General features: G+C 54.5%; 19 protein-coding genes and 1 tRNA gene. 8 read left to right on the top strand and 12 right to left on the bottom strand.

Going from position 1 to position 16,818, the window contains the following annotated elements; genetic code table 11:
- Window positions 1-14 precede the first annotated feature (14 nt).
- From thiE to ACTHUF_RS04640, 4 genes are read left to right on the top strand one after another with little or no spacing between them, the layout of a single operon-like run.
- Window positions 15-632 (top strand): thiamine phosphate synthase, encoded by a 618-nt coding sequence (gene thiE / locus ACTHUF_RS04655; protein WP_440407265.1) that lies wholly within the window; start codon window positions 15-17, stop codon window positions 630-632.
- A 42-nt stretch (window positions 633-674) separates the two neighbouring features.
- The gene (gene thiS / locus ACTHUF_RS04650) at window positions 675-869 is read left to right on the top strand and encodes a sulfur carrier protein ThiS (RefSeq protein WP_128580186.1); all 195 of its coding nucleotides are present in this window, start codon (window positions 675-677) and stop codon (window positions 867-869) included.
- 58 nt (window positions 870-927) lie between these two features.
- Window positions 928-1,221 carry a YciI family protein gene (locus ACTHUF_RS04645; protein WP_063068398.1) on the top strand — a complete coding sequence of 98 codons (294 nt, stop codon included), beginning with the start codon at window positions 928-930 and terminating at the stop codon, window positions 1,219-1,221.
- Between the two features lie 54 nt (window positions 1,222-1,275).
- The gene (locus tag ACTHUF_RS04640; protein WP_440407264.1) at window positions 1,276-2,064 is read left to right on the top strand and encodes a thiazole synthase; all 789 of its coding nucleotides are present in this window, start codon (window positions 1,276-1,278) and stop codon (window positions 2,062-2,064) included.
- Window positions 2,065-2,135: 71 nt separating this feature from the next.
- On the opposite strand, the gene ACTHUF_RS04635 is transcribed toward ACTHUF_RS04640, so the two are convergent.
- From ACTHUF_RS04635 to ACTHUF_RS04600, 8 genes are all read right to left on the bottom strand, one after another.
- The gene (locus tag ACTHUF_RS04635) at window positions 2,136-2,897 is read right to left on the bottom strand and encodes a uracil-DNA glycosylase family protein (RefSeq protein ID WP_440407263.1); all 762 of its coding nucleotides are present in this window, start codon (window positions 2,895-2,897) and stop codon (window positions 2,136-2,138) included.
- The gene (gene rimI, locus ACTHUF_RS04630) at window positions 2,891-3,334 is read right to left on the bottom strand and encodes a ribosomal protein S18-alanine N-acetyltransferase (RefSeq protein WP_440407262.1); all 444 of its coding nucleotides are present in this window, start codon (window positions 3,332-3,334) and stop codon (window positions 2,891-2,893) included. Before rimI ends, ACTHUF_RS04635 begins: the two co-directional genes overlap by 7 nt.
- The gene (gene tsaB, locus ACTHUF_RS04625) at window positions 3,331-4,005 is read right to left on the bottom strand and encodes a tRNA (adenosine(37)-N6)-threonylcarbamoyltransferase complex dimerization subunit type 1 TsaB (protein ID WP_440407261.1); all 675 of its coding nucleotides are present in this window, start codon (window positions 4,003-4,005) and stop codon (window positions 3,331-3,333) included. The genes rimI and tsaB overlap by 4 nt, the downstream gene beginning before the upstream one ends.
- 98 nt (window positions 4,006-4,103) lie before the next feature.
- Window positions 4,104-4,496: a hypothetical protein gene (locus tag ACTHUF_RS04620; protein WP_204788027.1), complete on the bottom strand. Its 393-nt coding sequence runs from the start codon at window positions 4,494-4,496 to the stop codon at window positions 4,104-4,106.
- Window positions 4,497-5,663 carry a beta-ketoacyl-ACP synthase III gene (locus ACTHUF_RS04615; protein WP_440407260.1) on the bottom strand — a complete coding sequence of 389 codons (1,167 nt, stop codon included), beginning with the start codon at window positions 5,661-5,663 and terminating at the stop codon, window positions 4,497-4,499.
- Between the two features lie 19 nt (window positions 5,664-5,682).
- Window positions 5,683-5,928, bottom strand: coding sequence for a GNAT family N-acetyltransferase (locus tag ACTHUF_RS04610; RefSeq protein WP_440407259.1), 246 nt, complete (start codon window positions 5,926-5,928; stop codon window positions 5,683-5,685).
- A 34-nt stretch (window positions 5,929-5,962) separates the two neighbouring features.
- Window positions 5,963-6,871 (bottom strand): dialkylrecorsinol condensing enzyme, encoded by a 909-nt coding sequence (locus tag ACTHUF_RS04605; protein WP_440407258.1) that lies wholly within the window; start codon window positions 6,869-6,871, stop codon window positions 5,963-5,965.
- 308 nt (window positions 6,872-7,179) lie between these two features.
- Window positions 7,180-7,255: transfer RNA gene (locus tag ACTHUF_RS04600), tRNA-Phe, on the bottom strand.
- A 205-nt stretch (window positions 7,256-7,460) separates the two neighbouring features.
- Here ACTHUF_RS04600 and ACTHUF_RS04595 point away from each other — a divergent pair.
- The gene (locus tag ACTHUF_RS04595; protein ID WP_315094261.1) at window positions 7,461-8,021 is read left to right on the top strand and encodes a hypothetical protein; all 561 of its coding nucleotides are present in this window, start codon (window positions 7,461-7,463) and stop codon (window positions 8,019-8,021) included.
- Window positions 8,022-8,068: 47 nt separating this feature from the next.
- On the opposite strand, the gene coaD is transcribed toward ACTHUF_RS04595, so the two are convergent.
- The 3 genes from coaD to ACTHUF_RS04580 all read right to left on the bottom strand — a co-directional run bounded on the left by coaD (window position 8,069) and on the right by ACTHUF_RS04580 (window position 9,812).
- Window positions 8,069-8,581 carry a pantetheine-phosphate adenylyltransferase gene (gene coaD / locus ACTHUF_RS04590; protein WP_315094037.1) on the bottom strand — a complete coding sequence of 171 codons (513 nt, stop codon included), beginning with the start codon at window positions 8,579-8,581 and terminating at the stop codon, window positions 8,069-8,071.
- A gap of 106 nt (window positions 8,582-8,687) precedes the next feature.
- On the bottom strand, window positions 8,688-9,374 hold the full coding sequence (locus tag ACTHUF_RS04585) for a Bax inhibitor-1 family protein (protein ID WP_311476395.1): 687 nt from the start codon (window positions 9,372-9,374) through the stop codon (window positions 8,688-8,690).
- A 162-nt stretch (window positions 9,375-9,536) separates the two neighbouring features.
- Complete coding sequence (locus ACTHUF_RS04580) at window positions 9,537-9,812, bottom strand: oxidative damage protection protein (protein WP_003682648.1); 276 nt, start codon at window positions 9,810-9,812, stop codon at window positions 9,537-9,539.
- Window positions 9,813-9,939: 127 nt separating this feature from the next.
- Between ACTHUF_RS04580 and glnE the strand changes: the two genes are divergently transcribed.
- Entirely contained in the window at window positions 9,940-12,624 is a 2,685-nt protein-coding gene (gene glnE, locus ACTHUF_RS04575; protein WP_315094040.1) for a bifunctional [glutamate--ammonia ligase]-adenylyl-L-tyrosine phosphorylase/[glutamate--ammonia-ligase] adenylyltransferase, read from the top strand.
- A 160-nt stretch (window positions 12,625-12,784) separates the two neighbouring features.
- Here glnE and ACTHUF_RS04570 read toward each other — a convergent pair whose 3' ends face one another.
- Window positions 12,785-13,042, bottom strand: coding sequence for a hypothetical protein (locus ACTHUF_RS04570; protein WP_440407257.1), 258 nt, complete (start codon window positions 13,040-13,042; stop codon window positions 12,785-12,787).
- Window positions 13,043-13,333: 291 nt separating this feature from the next.
- Between ACTHUF_RS04570 and ACTHUF_RS04565 the strand changes: the two genes are divergently transcribed.
- Both ACTHUF_RS04565 and glyS read left to right on the top strand, forming a co-directional pair.
- Window positions 13,334-14,428, top strand: a complete 1,095-nt coding sequence (locus tag ACTHUF_RS04565) for an FAD-dependent oxidoreductase (RefSeq protein ID WP_315094044.1) — start codon at window positions 13,334-13,336, stop codon at window positions 14,426-14,428.
- 168 nt (window positions 14,429-14,596) lie between these two features.
- Complete coding sequence (glyS, locus tag ACTHUF_RS04560; protein ID WP_315094046.1) at window positions 14,597-16,660, top strand: glycine--tRNA ligase subunit beta; 2,064 nt, start codon at window positions 14,597-14,599, stop codon at window positions 16,658-16,660.
- Window positions 16,661-16,818 lie beyond the last annotated feature (158 nt).

The following is a 16,818-nucleotide window of genomic DNA, read 5'->3' as shown; positions in this document are numbered from 1 at the left end:
CTTTCGGAGCTGTCATGACCTTTCCGCCACTCAAATCCCCGCTAAAATTTTACGCTGTTGTTCCCACTGCCGATTGGGTCGAGCGCATGGTCGAAGCAGGTGCCGACACGGTGCAACTACGCTGCAAAACCCTGCACGGCGACGAGTTGAAACGCGAAATCGAACGTTGCGTCGCAGCCTGCCAAAACAGCGCAACCCAGCTTTTCATCAACGACCACTGGCGCGAAGCGATTGCCGCAGGTGCATACGGCGTGCATCTCGGGCAGGAAGACATGGACACTGCCGACCTAGCCGCGATTAAAGCTGCCGGTTTGCGCTTGGGCTTGAGTACGCACTCCGTTGCCGAACTCGACCGCGCTTTGTCCGTACACCCCAGCTACGTTGCTAGCGGCGCGATTTTCCCGACCACGACCAAGCAAATGCCCACCGCCCCGCAAGGTTTGGACAAACTGCGCGAATATGTCAGACAGGCACGCGGCACGCCCGTCGTCGCCATCGGAGGCATCGATTTGAACAACGCCGAAGCCGTACTCGCCACCGGCGTTTCCTCACTCGCCGTCGTCCGCGCCGTTACCGAAGCGGAAAATCCCGAAGCCGTGGTTAAAGCGTTTCAGGCTTTGTGGGATGAATAAGGCCGTCTGAAAATAAGAAGTCTGACAAGAGGAGCAAACATCATGAAGATTATATTAAACAATGAAGCCATCACATTAAACGGCACAACCGTTGCCGACCTTATCGCCCAAACCGCGCCGCAGAAACCGTTTGCCGTTGCCGTCAATACCCAGTTTGTCGCCAAAGGTGCGTATGCGGAAACGCTGTTGAACGAAAACGACAAAGTGGACATTGTACGCCCCGTAGTCGGCGGATAAGCGGTTTTACTGTGCGTATATCTGCGCTATTGGTTTAATGCTGAGAAAAGGAAAAGAGATGTTTATCGTATCGTTGGAATATATTAAAGACTTGGCTGCGGTTGAAACCTATCTGTCCGAGCATATTGCGTATCTTGAACGGTATTATCAAGCAGGTGTATTTGTGATGTCTGGACGCAAACAGCCGCGGACAGGCGGCGTTATCCTGATGAAAGCATCAGGCAGGGAACAGGTGGAAAAGTTAATTGCAGAAGACCCATTTCACCGAGAAGGCGTAGCGAAATACACAATTACCGAGTTTATTCCGACTAAGGTCGCGGAAGGACTTGAAAACTATTTGGAAACTATCTGAACCGATTTTTCAGAAGGCTATTGCCCCAAAAATAATATTACAAAGGAATCCATCATGTTTACCCTATATGGAGAAACTTTCCCTTCACGGCTGCTGCTTGGTACGGCTGCTTATCCGACGCCGGAAATCCTCAAGCAGTCTGTCCAAATCGCGCAACCGGCAATGATTACCGTTTCGTTGCGCCGTGCCGGCAGCGGCGGCGAAGCGCACGGGCAGGGTTTTTGGTCGTTGCTGGAAGAAATGGGCGTGTCTGTGTTGCCCAATACCGCAGGCTGTCAAAGCGTTCAGGAAGCTGTAACTACTGCGCAAATGGCGCGCGAAGTGTTTGATACCGATTGGATCAAGCTCGAACTTATCGGCGATGATGACACGTTGCAGCCCGATGTGTTCCAGCTTGTCGAAGCGGCGGAAATCCTGATTAAAGATGGATTTAAAGTGCTGCCTTATTGCACCGAGGATTTGATTGCCTGCCGCCGACTGTTCGACGCAGGCTGTCAGGCGTTGATGCCGTGGGCAGCGCCGATTGGCACAGGTTTGGGTGCGGTTCATGCTTATGCGCTGAAAGTCTTGCGCGAACGCCTGCCCGATACGCCGTTGATTATCGACGCGGGTTTGGGTTTGCCTTCGCAGGCGGCACAAGTGATGGAATGGGGTTTTGACGGCGTGCTGCTGAATACCGCCGTTTCCCGCAGCGGCGATCCGGTCAATATGGCACGCGCTTTTGCGCTTGCGGTCGAGTCAGGCCGTCTGGCTTATGAGGCGGAACCTGTGGAGGCGCGTGAGAAAGCGCGCGCCAGTACGCCGACGGTGGGCCAGCCTTTCTGGCATTCGGCGGAATATTGAAAAACATCAGGGCGTGTCGAACACGCCCTTTTTTATTGGTGGAAAACCTGATTTCAGATTGAACAGAATGTTCAGACGGCCTTGGCCAAAAGCTGTTTCAATGGCTTTAAGATTTGCCATGCCTGCGTTTTGAGTTGCGGCTGCATCAGCAGGCGGGCGGGGTGGGGAATGACGAAATGCGGCCGCTTCCCGCACAATTCGTTCATCAGTCCGATCATGTCGGGGCTGTCGAAGATTTTGCCGAGAAACAAGACTGCGCGCGCTTGCGAAGCGGTCAGCTCGTTTTGCATTTCGGCAAGCTCGGTGCGGATGTGTTCGGCATCGGGGAGGGCGGTGAATACTGGCGCGGTTTTGACCCATGCGGTTTTGTGCGCCTGCTCGGGCTTGAGGCCGATGGCGGCGAGGATGTTGTCGAGAAGCGTGCCGACGTCGCCGCTAAACAGCGTACCGTGCAGGCTGTCTTCGGTGGACGGGCAAATGCTGACCACCATGATTTCAGACGGCCTGATGGTTACGTCAAGACGGGGCAGATTGTCTGAATGCGCGGCTTTTTCTGTTTTTGCCGGTGTTTCGGTAATGGTTTTGGGTGCCGCTTCGGGGACGCGGACAGCCGGTTTGGCCGTTTGCGCAGTGGCAATGGCGGCAGTGCGTGCCTGATGGGCGCCTGCGGATAAAGTGCGCACGGCTTGCGCGGTATCGGCGGCAATGGTTTTGGGGCGGACGGGTGCGGCTACGGCTTGAGGCGCGGCATGGATGATTTTGGCGTTTCGGTTCAGCCACATCGGGCCCAGGCCTAAGGCTTCGTGCAGGTGCAGGTAGCGGCTGCTTAACATGATTTCTCCATCAATACGGCATCTTCGCTGCCACCGTCGGGCAGGGCGTAGTAGTTTTTGCGGCGGCCGCAGGTTTGGAAGCCGTGTTTGCGGTAGAGCTGTTGCGCGGTTTCATTGCTTGCGCGGACTTCCAGCAGCAATCGGGTTGCGCCTTGCTGTTGAACTGTGTTTTGCCAGTGTTGCAGTAGGGCGGATGCAATGCCTTGGCGGCGGTATTCGGGCGCGACGGCAATCAGGTGCAGTTCGGATTCGTCAAACACGGTTTGCCACACGATAAAGCCGGTAATTTGGTGGTCGGCCTGACTGAGCCAAACGCTGTCGGGATGGTGTTGAACCGCCGATTCAAACTGCTGCGCCGTCCACGACGAAGGATTGCCTTGTGCGTCGATGGCGGCAAGGGTGGGACAGTCGGCAAGTACGGCTGGGCGCAGGTTCACGGTTTGGCCTTTTGTTGGGCTTGCTCTTGCGCGGTCAGGGCAATTTTGTTGCGGACGTAGAGCAGCTCGGCGTGCGCCGCGTCAGTAGCAAGATAGCGGCCGCTGCGGGCAAGTTTGAGATAGTCGGCGGCGGTCGGCATATCGGATTGACCGTCAAAAGGCGGTTTGTCGGCGAGGGCAAAGGCATTGCCGATGCCGCCGGTAGGCGTTTTGCCTTCGGGCGCAGTAATGGCGGCGGCTTTGCCAACCGTGTAATCGCTCAAGCGGACGTGGTTTTGCGTATCAAACCATGCGTAGAACACTTCGCCCATACGCGCATCGGTGGCCGCCAGTACACAGCTTGATGGCGGCGGCAGCGAAGCGGCGGCATCGAGGCAGGGAATACCGATCATGGGCGTGTCAAACGGCGTGGCCAAACCTTGTGCAACCGCCGCGCCGATACGCAGGCCGGTAAATGCGCCGGGACCTTGTGCATAAACGATGCAGCCCAAATCGGCGGCCGTGATGCCTGCTTCTTTAAAGAGGCGTTCGATTTGCGGCAGGATTTGTTCGGATTGCTTGGTGCCGACGTTTTCGTGAAACAGGCGGATTTCGCCTTGATGTTCCAATGCGATGGACAGAAAGGATGTGCTGGTGTCGATGGCAAGAGTCGGGCGGTTGTCGGTTGGCATGGTGTTATTTTTTTAGAAGGATATGGGTTGCCATTATAGTGGAACGGCGAGGGGGGAACAAAGTGTTCAGGCCGTCTGAACATTCAGACGGCCTATTTTTATTCGGGCTTTTTCAGGCCTTCGATGTCGGTTTGGCAGGCATCGGCGTATTTTTGCAGGGTTTTGGCCGGTAGTTTGGCGAATACTTCGGGGCGGAAATGCCGACGAAGCTGCCATTTCCATACGCCTGCCGCCATGGCCAAGCCGGTTTCATCATAACGGCAGCGGAACATATGGTAGTACAGCGGCGAATATTCGCCTTTTTCGACGGCTTCGCGCGCGGCCTGAGTTTGGGCATCGAGTTCGCACACCGCCATTTCGGTGGCGTAGGCTTCGTCCTGCCAACCGTTGCTGGTAGCCGCTTCGTAGTGGCCGTTGCGGGTGCCGTAGATGACTTTGCGGTGGCCGTGGTAGCTGGCGCTGTTGTCTTGAGGGATGTCGTCAATCTTCATTCAGACGGCCTTTACTGCTTCCAAAAGCATGAAACATGTTGAAAAGCGTCCGCTTTCCGGAACATAACACAGGATTTTTTGGCCGTGTTCGATGGGGAAGGTGCGCATAAATTCTTCAAGGATGATGTAAATCGAGGCCGAACCCGTGTTGCCCTTGCTGTGCAGATTGGTAAACCATTTTTCCTGCGGAATATCGAAGCCGATATTTTTCAGGCCGTCTGAAAGGCGGTCGCGGAAAAAGCCGGAAGAGTAGTGGGGCAGGAACCAATCGATTTCTTCGGCGCGGATGCCGTGTTTGGTGGCGATTTGGGAGAGGGGTTTTTCCACCGTATAGCGGACGATGTTTTCGTTCAGCAGTTTGACGTCCTGCTTGACCGCCATCAGGCTGTGGCGGCGGCCGTAATCGGCATCGGCGTGTTTCCAGCCTTCAAATACGCCGTCGCGGAATTCTGCGCCGGCATACATGCAGGGCGGCATTTCGTTGGCGTAGGAAAGCAGGTCTATCCAATGGATTTTCAGGCTGAGGCCGTCTGAATTGGGACGGTCGGACAGATACACCGCGCCTGCGCCGTCAGACAGCATCCAGCGCAAAAAGTCTTTTTCAAACCCGATTTCGGGGGAAGCGTTTTCCAGTTTTTTATGATCGGTTTCACTCTGGAACACTTCGCCGCGCATGACTGCCGAGGCGTTTTCGGAAGCAACGGAAACCGCATGTGCGTGTTCACCGGTGCGCACGGCGTTGTAGGCGTGTTTCATCGCCGCCATACCAGCCGCGCATACGCCTGCCATGCTGAACACTTCGCAAGGCGGCATATCCAGCAAGCCATGCACCATCACGCCGTGTCCGGGCATGGTTTGGTCGGGATAGGAAGTGGCGCAAGCCAGGCTGCCGATGGCTTTTGAAGGAACGCCTTGGGCAAACAGGCCGTTGACTGCTTCGGCGGCCAATTCGGCATTGGTGTGCGTCGTGCGGCGGCTTTCGGGATCGATGGCGTAATGGCGCGACAAAATGCCGTTGGAACGCAAAATCATACGGCGCACGCGTGACGGCACATCGCCTGCCATGCCGAGGACGGCTTCCATTTCGTCATTGCCGACGGGAGCATTGGGCAAGAAGGCAGAAACGCGGTTGAGATAAACGTCTTTGAGTGTGTTATTCGATGTCATGATGTGTTTGTCAAAATAATCAACCGATAAACCGCGCCGCGTAGTCGCAGCTTGCAGTCAACGGGATATGGTGTGTTTCGGCGTATTCCATCAGCGCGTCCACCAGCAGTTTGGCAATGCCGCGATGACGGAAGTTGGGCGAAACCTCGGTATGGTTTACGTCCCAGCCGCCGTTGTGTTCGGTATAGCTGATATAGCCTGCTTCCAAACCGTCAATATCGATTTGAAAGCGATGGCGTTCGGGGTAGTGGATCACTTCGGGCATGATGGATTCCTGGTTTGAGGCCGTCTGAAACGGATTATCTGCCTGACGGTTGCGCATAATAGTTCGCCAGCTTTTTCAGACGGCCTTTGAGCAGCGGATGCAGCAGCTTTTTCAAAATTACGCTGACGGGTAAAACTACCAAAATCATCGTCAATAAAAAGACGATGTAAAAGCACAGCAAGGCACGGCGCAAAAGCGGAGAAATATGGCCTGCCGCCATCAAAAGCCTGCCCCAGACGAAGAAGCTGCGGCCGGCGGCGCGTTCGCTGAAAATCAGTTTTTCATTGACTGTCACCGCGCCCATATTTTGAAACAGGGTTTCGTCCAAAGGCTGTTGGTTTAACAGTGCATCGCGCAATTTCGCACCAAACCGCGCCGCATCCGCCAATTCTTCTTCCGCAATGCCGGCGGAGGGCAGGGAGCGGAAATAGCGTTTGTCACCGGTCAGCATCCAGGCAGGAGTGGTAATGAAACTGGCCGCGCTGTTGCAGGCATCGATTTTTACGATGTTGCCAATGAGTTTTGCGCCGTTTTGTTTCAGCAAAGATTTCATTTTTTCCTGCGCGCCCAGCCACATATTGCGGCAGCCGATAAGCGTGATGACCGGTTTGCCGTCCAGCAGCCGGCGCGTTTCTTCGCGTTGTAAAAAGGCGGTCATCGGTTGCGAAGGGGAGAGGAACCAAACAGTGTAGGCAATAACCACCACATCGTAATCTTCAGATGGAATGTGCGGCGGCAGAATCGGGGCGGGTTTTAAATGGACGGTTTCCGGAAAGGTATCGAAAAAACGCCAAAACGGCCACGGAAACGGAAACGCCTGCTCCGGTACGATATTGACGCAATCGACCTGTATGCCGGCTGTTTGCAACGGCGCGGCAAAATTTCGCGCCAGGCTGGAGAGCTGCCCCGTTTGCGAGTAATGCACGATCAGCACTTTTTTCATTATCTTCCCTGCAATGAGTAAGTTATGGTTGGTTTGGACGGTATTATATAGTAAACCGACCGGCCTTGAACTTTATTCATATTCAGTATGTTCGCGAAGGTTTCATCCGATTTGGATGGAAGCGCCGTATTCTGTCGGAATGGGGCGGTAAAGCGGATTTTTATGCCATGCCAACATGAACAACGGCCGTCTGAAAATTTTCAGACGGCCTTGTGTGGAAATCGGGACGCATGGTCTGGAATGGGATTTGCGCTAAGTATGGCGTGCAAATCGTATAGATAAAAAAATAACCGCTTCAAGGCGGTTGGTGGTGGCCAGAGGCGGAATCGAACCGCCGACACACGGATTTTCAATCCGTTGCTCTACCAACTGAGCTATCTGGCCTTCGCGTGTTTCGTTGCGAGATGTGAATTAAACCAAATTTCGTTGCCTTGTGCAAGCGTTTGCAGGCTTTATTTTTGAGGCGGTAAATTAAGATTTTGTTTTGTATTGAATTATTTTTTCGTTTTAATTAGCGGTTTTTAAGTTTGCCGGTTTGATTTTCAGACGGCCTAAGATACAATCGGCTTTTTTGCTTTGGATTTATGCCATGCTGTATGTGTTTGTTCGTGATATGTGGGATGTTTTGCGTTTGCGCTATCGTTCGCCGGAGACGTATTTGTATTCGCCTTTGGTAATGGCGGCGGTGCTGCTGTTGTTGGGCGTGGTGAACGCGGCCAACATGTCGCCTTTGTTTGGCAGCGGTGCGGCGGCGGTGTGCCTGTCAGTGATTTTGGTGATGGTGAAATGGTTGGTGTTGAGCCGCTCGATGCGCAAGGTGCTGCATTATTACGGTGCGCCCCGGCTGCCTTTGTGGGGCTTTATTTTGGTGTCCGAGGCTTTGCTCTTGCCGCTGTTGCTGGTGTTGTATGTGCCGGCGTTGGCTGTGTTTGCGCTGTTGTGGCAGGCTTGGGTGTTTGTGGTGCAGGTACGCGGTTTGATGTGGATGGGGAATGCGACGGTAGGCCGTGTTTTAGTGGGTTATGTGTTGTATGGTATCGGCATGTTGTGCGTGGGTACGGTGATTTTGATGTTGTTTATTAACGCCGGTTGGTTGGATATGGAAACGTTAAAACAAAACCTGCAGGCGGTGATGTCTGCCCGTCAATAATCAATGAAATTTGGAAGGCCGTCTGAAATGTTCGGACGGCCTTTGTTTTATGTGTTTGTTTCGTGGTCTTGCAGGATTTTTTGATAGACGGGGTCGGGGAGGTAGCGGCCTATCATGTCGCGCCAGCCTTGGGGGCCGACCAGGCCTTTGACCATGGTGGAGGATACTTCGGCGATTTCGCGCGGCGGCATCAGGAAGACGGTGGAGATTTCGGGGGCGATGTCGCTGTTGATGTAGCGCATCGAGCGTTCGTATTCGTAGTCGGCGGCGGAACGGATGCCGCGGACGATGAAATTGGCGTTAGCTTCGCGGGCGTAATCGACCAAAAAGCGGTTTTCAAACACGCTGATGCGGACGTTGGGGAAGGAGTGGGTAATGGCATCGAGCATGGCGCGGCGTTCTTCTATGCTGTAGGTGCTGCGCTTTTCGGGATTGGTGCCGATGGCGACGATGAGTTCGTCAAAGAGGGACTGGGCTTCCTGTATCATCCACAGGTGGCCGAGGGTGGGTGGGTCGAAGCTGCCTGCGTACACGGCACGGCGCGGAGTGGTCGTGGTCATTTTGGGTTGGGAATGGGGTTTGTGTGCGTTCAGGATAGGGGAGTTTGCCGGTGATGTCAAAAATCAAAAAGGCCGTCTGAAATTTCAGACGGCCTTTGCGGCTTGATCAGTCGTCACCGCTGAGAGAGATGAGGATTCTCAAGAGGCTGCTGAAAATGTTGTAGATGGAGATGAAGATGGTCAGCGCTGCGCTGATGTGGCTGTCTTCGCCGCCGTCGATAACGGTACGCACCTGCCACATAATCATCAGGGAACTGAAGACAACGAAGCCGGCCGCGATGGTCAGGCTCAGGGCAGGGATGTTGAGGAAGATGTTGGCTACAACGGCAATCATGAGCACGATGGCACCGGCACCGAGGAAACTGCCAAGTTTGTTCATGTTCATTGTGGTGCGGCGTGCCATGGCGGACATGGTGAAGAATACACCGGCGGTCATGGCGGCGGCCGTACCGACGATTTGTGCGCCGTTGTTAATCGCCAGGGAGTATTGCAGCATAGGGCTGATGGCAAGGCCCATGCCGAAAGTGAAGATCATCAACAGGGCGACGCCGACGTTGCTGTAACGGTTTTTCTCGATCAGGAAGGTCATGCCGTAGAAGAAGCCGAAGAAGGCGGCCAGGGCAACATAGTATGAACCGAATATGGCGAAAATGTTAAAGCCTGTTTTGGCGGAAAAGAACGCGCCGGCAATGGCAGGAATGAAAGACAGGCCGAGCAGGCGGTAGGTTTTTTGCAGGACGGTATTTTTGGCAACCGAGCCTTGCGAGGTATAGTCGTAAACGTCGTTTTGCATGGCGTTTGCTCCAGTGTGGATTGAAATGAATGAAATTTGGATTTTAACAGAGAATCATGGGTTTGTATGATTTATCCGTTCTATTTGTCTAATATGCGGGGCAATCGGGAATTTTAAAGGCCGTCTGAAAATCGGGTTTCAGACGGCCTCGGCGTTTAATGCTTATTTAGGCTCTTGCGGAACGTAGCCTTGTACGGCATCTGCGCCGTCGCCGAAGAAGTATTGTTCCATCTGCTGGGCGAGGTATTCGCGCGCGCGTGGATCGGCAAGGCTTAAGCGGTTTTCGTTGATGAGCATGGTTTGGTGGCGGGTCCATGCCATCCATGCTTCTTGGGAAACGTTTTCGAAGATGCGTTTGCCCAATTCGTTGGGCAGCGGCGGAAATTTCATGCCTTCGGCTTCTTTGCCGAGTTTGACGCAGTGAACCATACGGGTCATGGCGGTTTCCTTATGATGGGTTGCAAAGTTGGTATTTTAGCCGATTGCACGGATAGGGGAAAGCGTGGCTTTCAGACGGCCTGAAACCTTGCTATGATGGTCTTTTCTGTTTATTCAGGCAAAGATTATGAACCGCCTCGATACTGCCCGCCGTTATTCCCTTTTTCTCGCCCGCAACCTTGATTCAGGCAAACTCAAGCCCGAAATTTTCCTGCCTATGCTGGACAAGGTGTTGACCGAAGCGGATTTCCAAGCCTTTGCCGACTGGGACAAAATCCGCGCGGAAGAAAACGAGGAAGAATTGGCGCGGCAGTTGCGTGAGTTGCGCCGTTATGTGGTGTCGCAGATTATCGTGCGCGATATCAACCGCATCAGCGATTTGAACGAAGTTACCCGCACGATTACGCTGTTTGCCGATTTTGCCGTCAATACCGCGCTGGATTTCGCCTACGCCTATTATCAGGACATGTACGGCACGCCGATCGGGCGTTATACCAAATCGCCGCAGCATTTGAGCGTGGTGGCGATGGGCAAGGCGGGCGGCTATGAGCTGAACGTGTCTTCCGACATCGATTTGATTTTTATCTACCCCGAATCGGGCGATACCGACGGCAGGCGCGAACGCGGCAATCAAGAGTTTTTCACCAAAGTCGGGCAGAAACTGATTGCATTGTTGAACGACATTACTGCCGACGGGCAAGTGTTCCGCGTCGATATGCGGCTGCGGCCGGACGGCGATTCGGGCGCGCTGGTATTGAGCGAAACCGCGCTGGAGCAATACCTGATTACGCAGGGGCGCGAATGGGAACGCTATGCGTGGTGCAAAGGCCGCGTGGTTACGCCGTATCCGAACGACATCAAATCGCTGGTGCGCCCCTTCGTGTTCCGCAAATATCTGGATTACAGCGCGTATGAGGCAATGCGCAACCTGCACCGCCAAATCCGCAGCGAAGTCAGCAAAAAAGGCATGGCGGACAACATCAAACTCGGCGCGGGCGGCATCCGTGAAGTCGAATTTATCGCCCAGATTTTCCAAATGATACGCGGCGGACAAATGCGCGCGCTGCAACTGAAAGGCACGCAGGAAACGCTGAAGAAACTTGCCGAGCTGGGCATCATGCCGTCTGAAAACGTCGAAACCCTGCTTGCCGCCTACCGCTTCCTGCGCGACGTCGAACACCGCCTGCAATACTGGGACGACCAACAAACCCAAACCCTGCCCTCCTCGCCCGAACAGCAGCAACTGCTCGCCGAAAGCATGGGTTTCGACAGCTACGCCGCCTTTTCAGACGACCTCAACGCCCACCGAGCCAAGGTCAATCAGTTGTTCAACGAAATTTTGAGCGAACCCGAAGAACAAACGCAAAGCAACAGCGAATGGCAGTGGGTATGGCAGGAAAAGCCCGACGAAGAAGAGCGGCAAGGCCGTCTGAAAGAATACGGGTTTGATGCCGAAACCGTCGCCGCAAGGCTCGACCAAATCCGGCACGGCCATAAATACCGCCACCTCTCCGCACACGCCCAGCCGCGTTTTGACGCCATCGTGCCGCTGTTCGTACAGGCGGCGGCAGAGCAGAACAACCCGACCGATACATTAATGCGGCTGTTTGATTTCCTCGAAAACATCAGCCGCCGCTCCGCCTATCTCGCCTTCCTTAACGAACATCCGCAAACCCTGGCGCAGCTGGCGCAGATTATGAGCCAAAGCTCATGGGTGGCGGCGTATCTGAGCAAATATCCGATTCTGCTGGACGAACTCATCAGCGCGCAGCTTTTGGATACCGCGTTCGACTGGCAAGCCCTCGCCGCCGCCCTTTCAGACGACCTCAAAGCCTGCGGCGGCGACACCGAAGCGCAAATGGACACCCTGCGCCGCTTCCAGCACGCCCAAGTCTTCCGCCTCGCCGTCCAAGACCTCGCCGGACTGTGGACGGTAGAATCCCTCTCCGACCAACTCTCCGCCCTCGCCGACACCATCCTCGCCGCCGCCATGTCATGCGCGTGGGCGGATATGCCCAAAAAACACCGCGATACGCCGCAATTTGCCATCATCGGCTACGGCAAACTGGGCGGCAAAGAGCTCAGCTATTCCTCCGACCTCGACTTGGTCTATCTTTATGACGACCCGCATCCCGATGCAGGCGACGTGTACAGCCGCCTCGCCCGCCGCCTGACCAACTGGCTTTCCGCCGCCACCGGCGCAGGCAGCCTCTACGAAACCGACCTGCGCCTGCGCCCCAACGGCGACGCCGGCTTCCTCGCCCACAGCATCGCCGCCTTCGAAAAATACCAGCGTGAAAACGCATGGACGTGGGAACACCAGTCCCTCACCCGCGCCCGCTTCATCTGCGGCACACCCGAAATTCAGACGGCCTTCGACCGCATCCGCACCGAAATCCTCACCGCCGAACGCGACCAAACCGCCTTGGCAGGCGAAATCATCGAAATGCGCGAAAAAATGTTCCCCACCCATCCGCCGGTTGACAGCAACGTCAAATACGCGCGCGGCGGCGTGGTCGACGTCGAATTTATCGTCCAATACCTCATCCTTGCCCATGCCCGAAAATATCCGCAACTCCTCGACAACTACGGCAACATTGCCCTCTTAAACATCGCCGCCGATTGCGGCCTCATTGACAAAACCCTCGCCGAACAAAGCCGCACCGCCTACCGCTTCTACCGCCAGCAGCAACACAACACCAAACTGCGCGATGCCAAAAAAACCGAAGTGACGGACGAATTGCTGACCCACTACGGCAATGTGCGAAAACTGTGGCAGGAAGTATTCGGGGCAGAAGTGAAATTCGGATAAGCAGGCGGGCGTATTCAGCGTCAAAGCCTGCACGGCAACACAATTTACCGCCACAACAAACGCGCTTTAAAAGGCATACTTTCGGACATTAAAGTAGGTACTGTTTTGCGAAGATATAAAAAAGGCCGTCTGAAACTTTTCAGATGGCCTTTTATGGTATTTATTCTTCTTCCTCTTCCGGTTCTGCTTCTGCCTCTGCAGGTTTTTCAAGGAAATTGCCTGCCAACCACAGTAAAGCGCCGCCGCCTGTAATGCCTGCTTTAATCCACATGGCGGTATCTTCGCCCCATTCGTAAATCCAGGCCAAGACTTTGGGTACGGCTTCATATAATTCAAACCGAATGCCAATACGCCGAGGATAAATAAAGTACTGCCCAAGTTTTTCATTGTTATTCCTTATAAAATCAAATATATGCATCAAAACAATTCAATAAATGCAGTGATGCCGAGTGAATGAATGTGTCAAGAAATGCCATTATATTCGGTTTTATGTAAAGAAGATATTTTTATCAAAGCTGATTGGCAGTCTGAGGCGATGGGGAACTGCTTGCAGAGAGAGGGATTCCGTCTGTTTGTTTATAAGTTATCGGCTTGGCCTGGGCAGTCATAATATGCAAAAACTGTTCTCATTTTGTGTCGATATTGTGATAAAGCAAAACAAGTTCTAAAATATGCAGTTCATTTTCATATTAAAAACAAGGAGAAACTAATGTCTAAGATTGCGGTACTCGGCGGCGGCCTTTCCGGTCGCCTTATTGCATTCCAATTGGCAGAGCAGGGTGTGGCGGTAGAGTTGTTTGAGAAAGGCGAACGTAATGGCGCACAAGCCGCAGCCTATGTTGCCGCCGCCATGCTGGCGCCTTCTTCCGAGGCGGTGGAGGCAACGCCTGAAGTCATCCGTTTGGGCCGGCAGAGTTTCGCGCTGTGGCGCGGTATTTTAGGCCGTTTGAACACGCCGGTGATGATGCAGGAAAAAGGCAGCCTGATTGTTTGGCATACGCAGGACAAGCCGCTTTCTGCCGAGTTCGCCCGGCATTTGAAGCGCGGCGGCGTGCCGGAACACGAAACCATACGCTGGAACGCGGGCGAAATCGCGGCCAACGAGCCGCAACTGGCAGGACGGTTTTCAGACGGCCTGTATCTGCCGGCGGAAGGGCAGTTGGACGGACGGCAGGTATTGAATGCGCTTGCCGATGCTTTGGAATCAATGAATGTGCCTTGCCATTGGTTGTGCGAACGCGAAGTCGAAGATTTGGCGGCGCAATACGATTGGGTCATCGACTGCCGCGGTTATGGTGCAAAAGCAGCGTGGAACAGGCCGTCTGAAAGCCAATTGCGCGGTATACGCGGCGAAGTGGCGCGCGTTTACGCACCCGAAGTCGAGTTGTCCCGCCCAGTGCGCCTGCTGCATCCGCGCTATCCTTTGTATATCGCGCCGAAGGAAAACCATATTTTTGTGATTGGTGCGACCCAAATCGAAAGCGAAAGCCAAGCTCCGGCCAGCGTGCGTTCCGGTTTGGAACTTTTGTCCGCGCTGTATGCCGTGCATCCGGCATTTGGCGAGGCGAACCTTTTGGAACTGGCCACCGGCCTGCGCCCGACGTTAAACCACCACAATCCCGAAATCCGCTTCAACCGCGAACGCCGCCTGATTGAAGTCAACGGCCTGTTCCGCCACGGCTTTATGATTTCGCCGGCCGTGACCGGCGCAGCCGTGCGTTTGGCCGGCGCGCTGTTTGCCGAAAGCGACATTCCCGAAAGCGACGAAACCAGCGGTTTGCCGTATATCCGCGCTGCGAATTGAAGCCTTTGCGGACGAAGTTGCTTGAAAATCGGGCAAATTGTTTGTGAAAGACAGCCACAGGCCGTCTGAAAATGATAAAATCGCCGTCAATTCAATCAACCTTGCGTCTGAAAACCGCATGATACCGTTTTCAGACGCCAAACCAATTTCCTATTTAACGATAAGCACATGACAACCCAAACCCTCTTAATCGAACTTCTCACTGAAGAGCTCCCGCCAAAGGCCCTCAATAATTTGGGCAACCATTTTGCCGCTTCCGTTGCCGAAGGCTTGGAAAAAGCGCAACTGATTGACGGCGCAGCCGAATACACTGCCTACGCTTCTCCGCGCCGCTTGGCCGTTCAAGTAAAAAACGTGAAGGCCGTACAAGCCGACCAAAAAATCGTGAAAAAAGGCCCGGCCGTGGCCAATGCCATGAAAGACGGTGCGCCGACTAAGGCTTTGGAAGGTTTTGCGCGCGGTGCGGGTGCGAAAATCGAAGACTTGACCATCATCAACGACGGCAAGCAAGACGTGTACGCCTACGAATACGTCCAAACCGGCAAACCGCTGGGCGAGCTTTTGGAAGACATCATCAATGCCGCAGTGAAAAAATTGCCGATTCCGAAAGTCATGCGTTGGGGCAGCAGCACATTCACCTTCGTGCGCCCCGTACATAGCCTGATCGTGCTGCACGGCGGCGACATCGTCAACGTCAGCGTTTTGGGTCTGCAAAGCGGCAACAAAACACTGGGTCACCGCTTCCTCTCCAGCGGCGAAATCGCCATTGAAAACGCCGACAGCTACGCCGCACAAATGCGCGAGCAAGGCAAAGTCGTCGCTTCGTTTGCCGAGCGCAAAGCCGCCATTCAGACGGCCTTGAACGAGCAGGCAGGCCGTCTGAAAGCCACCGTTGCCGCCGATGAAGCATTGTTGGACGAAGTGACTGCATTGGTCGAATGGCCTGTGGTATTGGAAGCCGGTTTTGAAGAACACTTCCTCGCCGTGCCGCAGGAATGCCTGATTCTGACCATGCAGCAAAACCAAAAATACTTCCCGCTGCTCGACCAAAACGGCAAATTGATGAACCGCTTCCTGCTGGTTTCCAACCTGCAAACCGAAGATCCGTCACACATCATCCAAGGCAACGAACGCGTATTGCGCGCGCGCCTGTCTGATGCCGAGTTCTTCTACAAACAAGACCAAAAAGCGACCTTGGAAAGCCGCCTGCCCAAGCTGGCAAACGTGGTTTACCACAACAAAATCGGTTCTCAGGCCGAACGCATCGAGCGTCTGCAAAGCATTGCCGCCCACATCGCCAAAGCATTGGGCGCGGATGCCGCCGCGGCCGAGCGCGCCGCACGTTTGGCCAAAGCCGACTTGGTCACCGAAATGGTCGGCGAGTTCCCCGAATTGCAAGGCACGATGGGCAAATACTACGCCCGCTTGGACGGTGAAACCGAAGAAATCGCCGAAGCCGTCGAGCAACACTACCAACCGCGTTTTGCCGGCGACAACCTGCCGAACGGCAAAGTGGCCACTGCCGTTGCGCTGGCCGACAAACTGGAAACCTTGGTCGGCATTTGGGGCATCGGCCTGATTCCGACCGGCGACAAAGACCCCTACGCCCTGCGCCGCGCCGCCTTGGGTATTTTGCGTATGCTGATGCAGTACGGTTTAGATGTAAACGAACTGATTCAGACGGCCTTCGACAGCTTCCCCAAAGGTTTGCTCAACGAAAAAACGCCGTCTGAAACCGCCGACTTCATGCAGGCACGTTTGGCCGTGTTGCTGCAAAACGATTATCCGCAAGACATCGTTGCCGCCGTACTCGCCAAACAGCCGCGCCGTTTGGATGATTTGACCGCCAAACTGCAAGCCGTTGCCGCGTTCAAACAGCTTCCCGAAGCCGCAGCGCTCGCCGCCGCCAACAAACGCGTGCAAAACCTGCTGAAAAAAGCCGATGCCGAGTTGGGCGCGGTTAACGAAAGCCTGTTGCAACAAGACGAAGAAAAAGCCCTGTATGCCGCCGCGCAAGGCTTGCAGCCGAAAATCTCCGCCGCCGTTGCCGAAGGCAATTTCCAAACTGCTTTGTCTGAGCTGGCTTCCGTCAAACCGCAAGTCGATGCCTTCTTTGACGGCGTGATGGTGATGGCGGAAGACTCCGCCGTGAAACAAAACCGCTTGAACCTGCTGAACCGCTTGGCAGAACAAATGAACGCAGTTGCCGACATTGCGCTCTTGAGCGAATAAGGCTGCGTTTCAGTTGACCCGCTTTTCAGGCTGCCCGATGATTCAGGCAGCCTGAAGTTTTTCTGGCGTATCCCTTACATGGCGTTCAAGGGTATAATTCAGCAGATTTGTCAGGCAGGCAAATCGCGCACATCAAACAATTTCCCACATTCAAGAGG

Source organism: Neisseria sp. P0024.S006, assembly GCF_051956595.1.
Lineage (GTDB): Bacteria > Pseudomonadota > Gammaproteobacteria > Burkholderiales > Neisseriaceae > Neisseria.
This window is presented reverse-complemented; position numbering and strand designations above follow the sequence as displayed.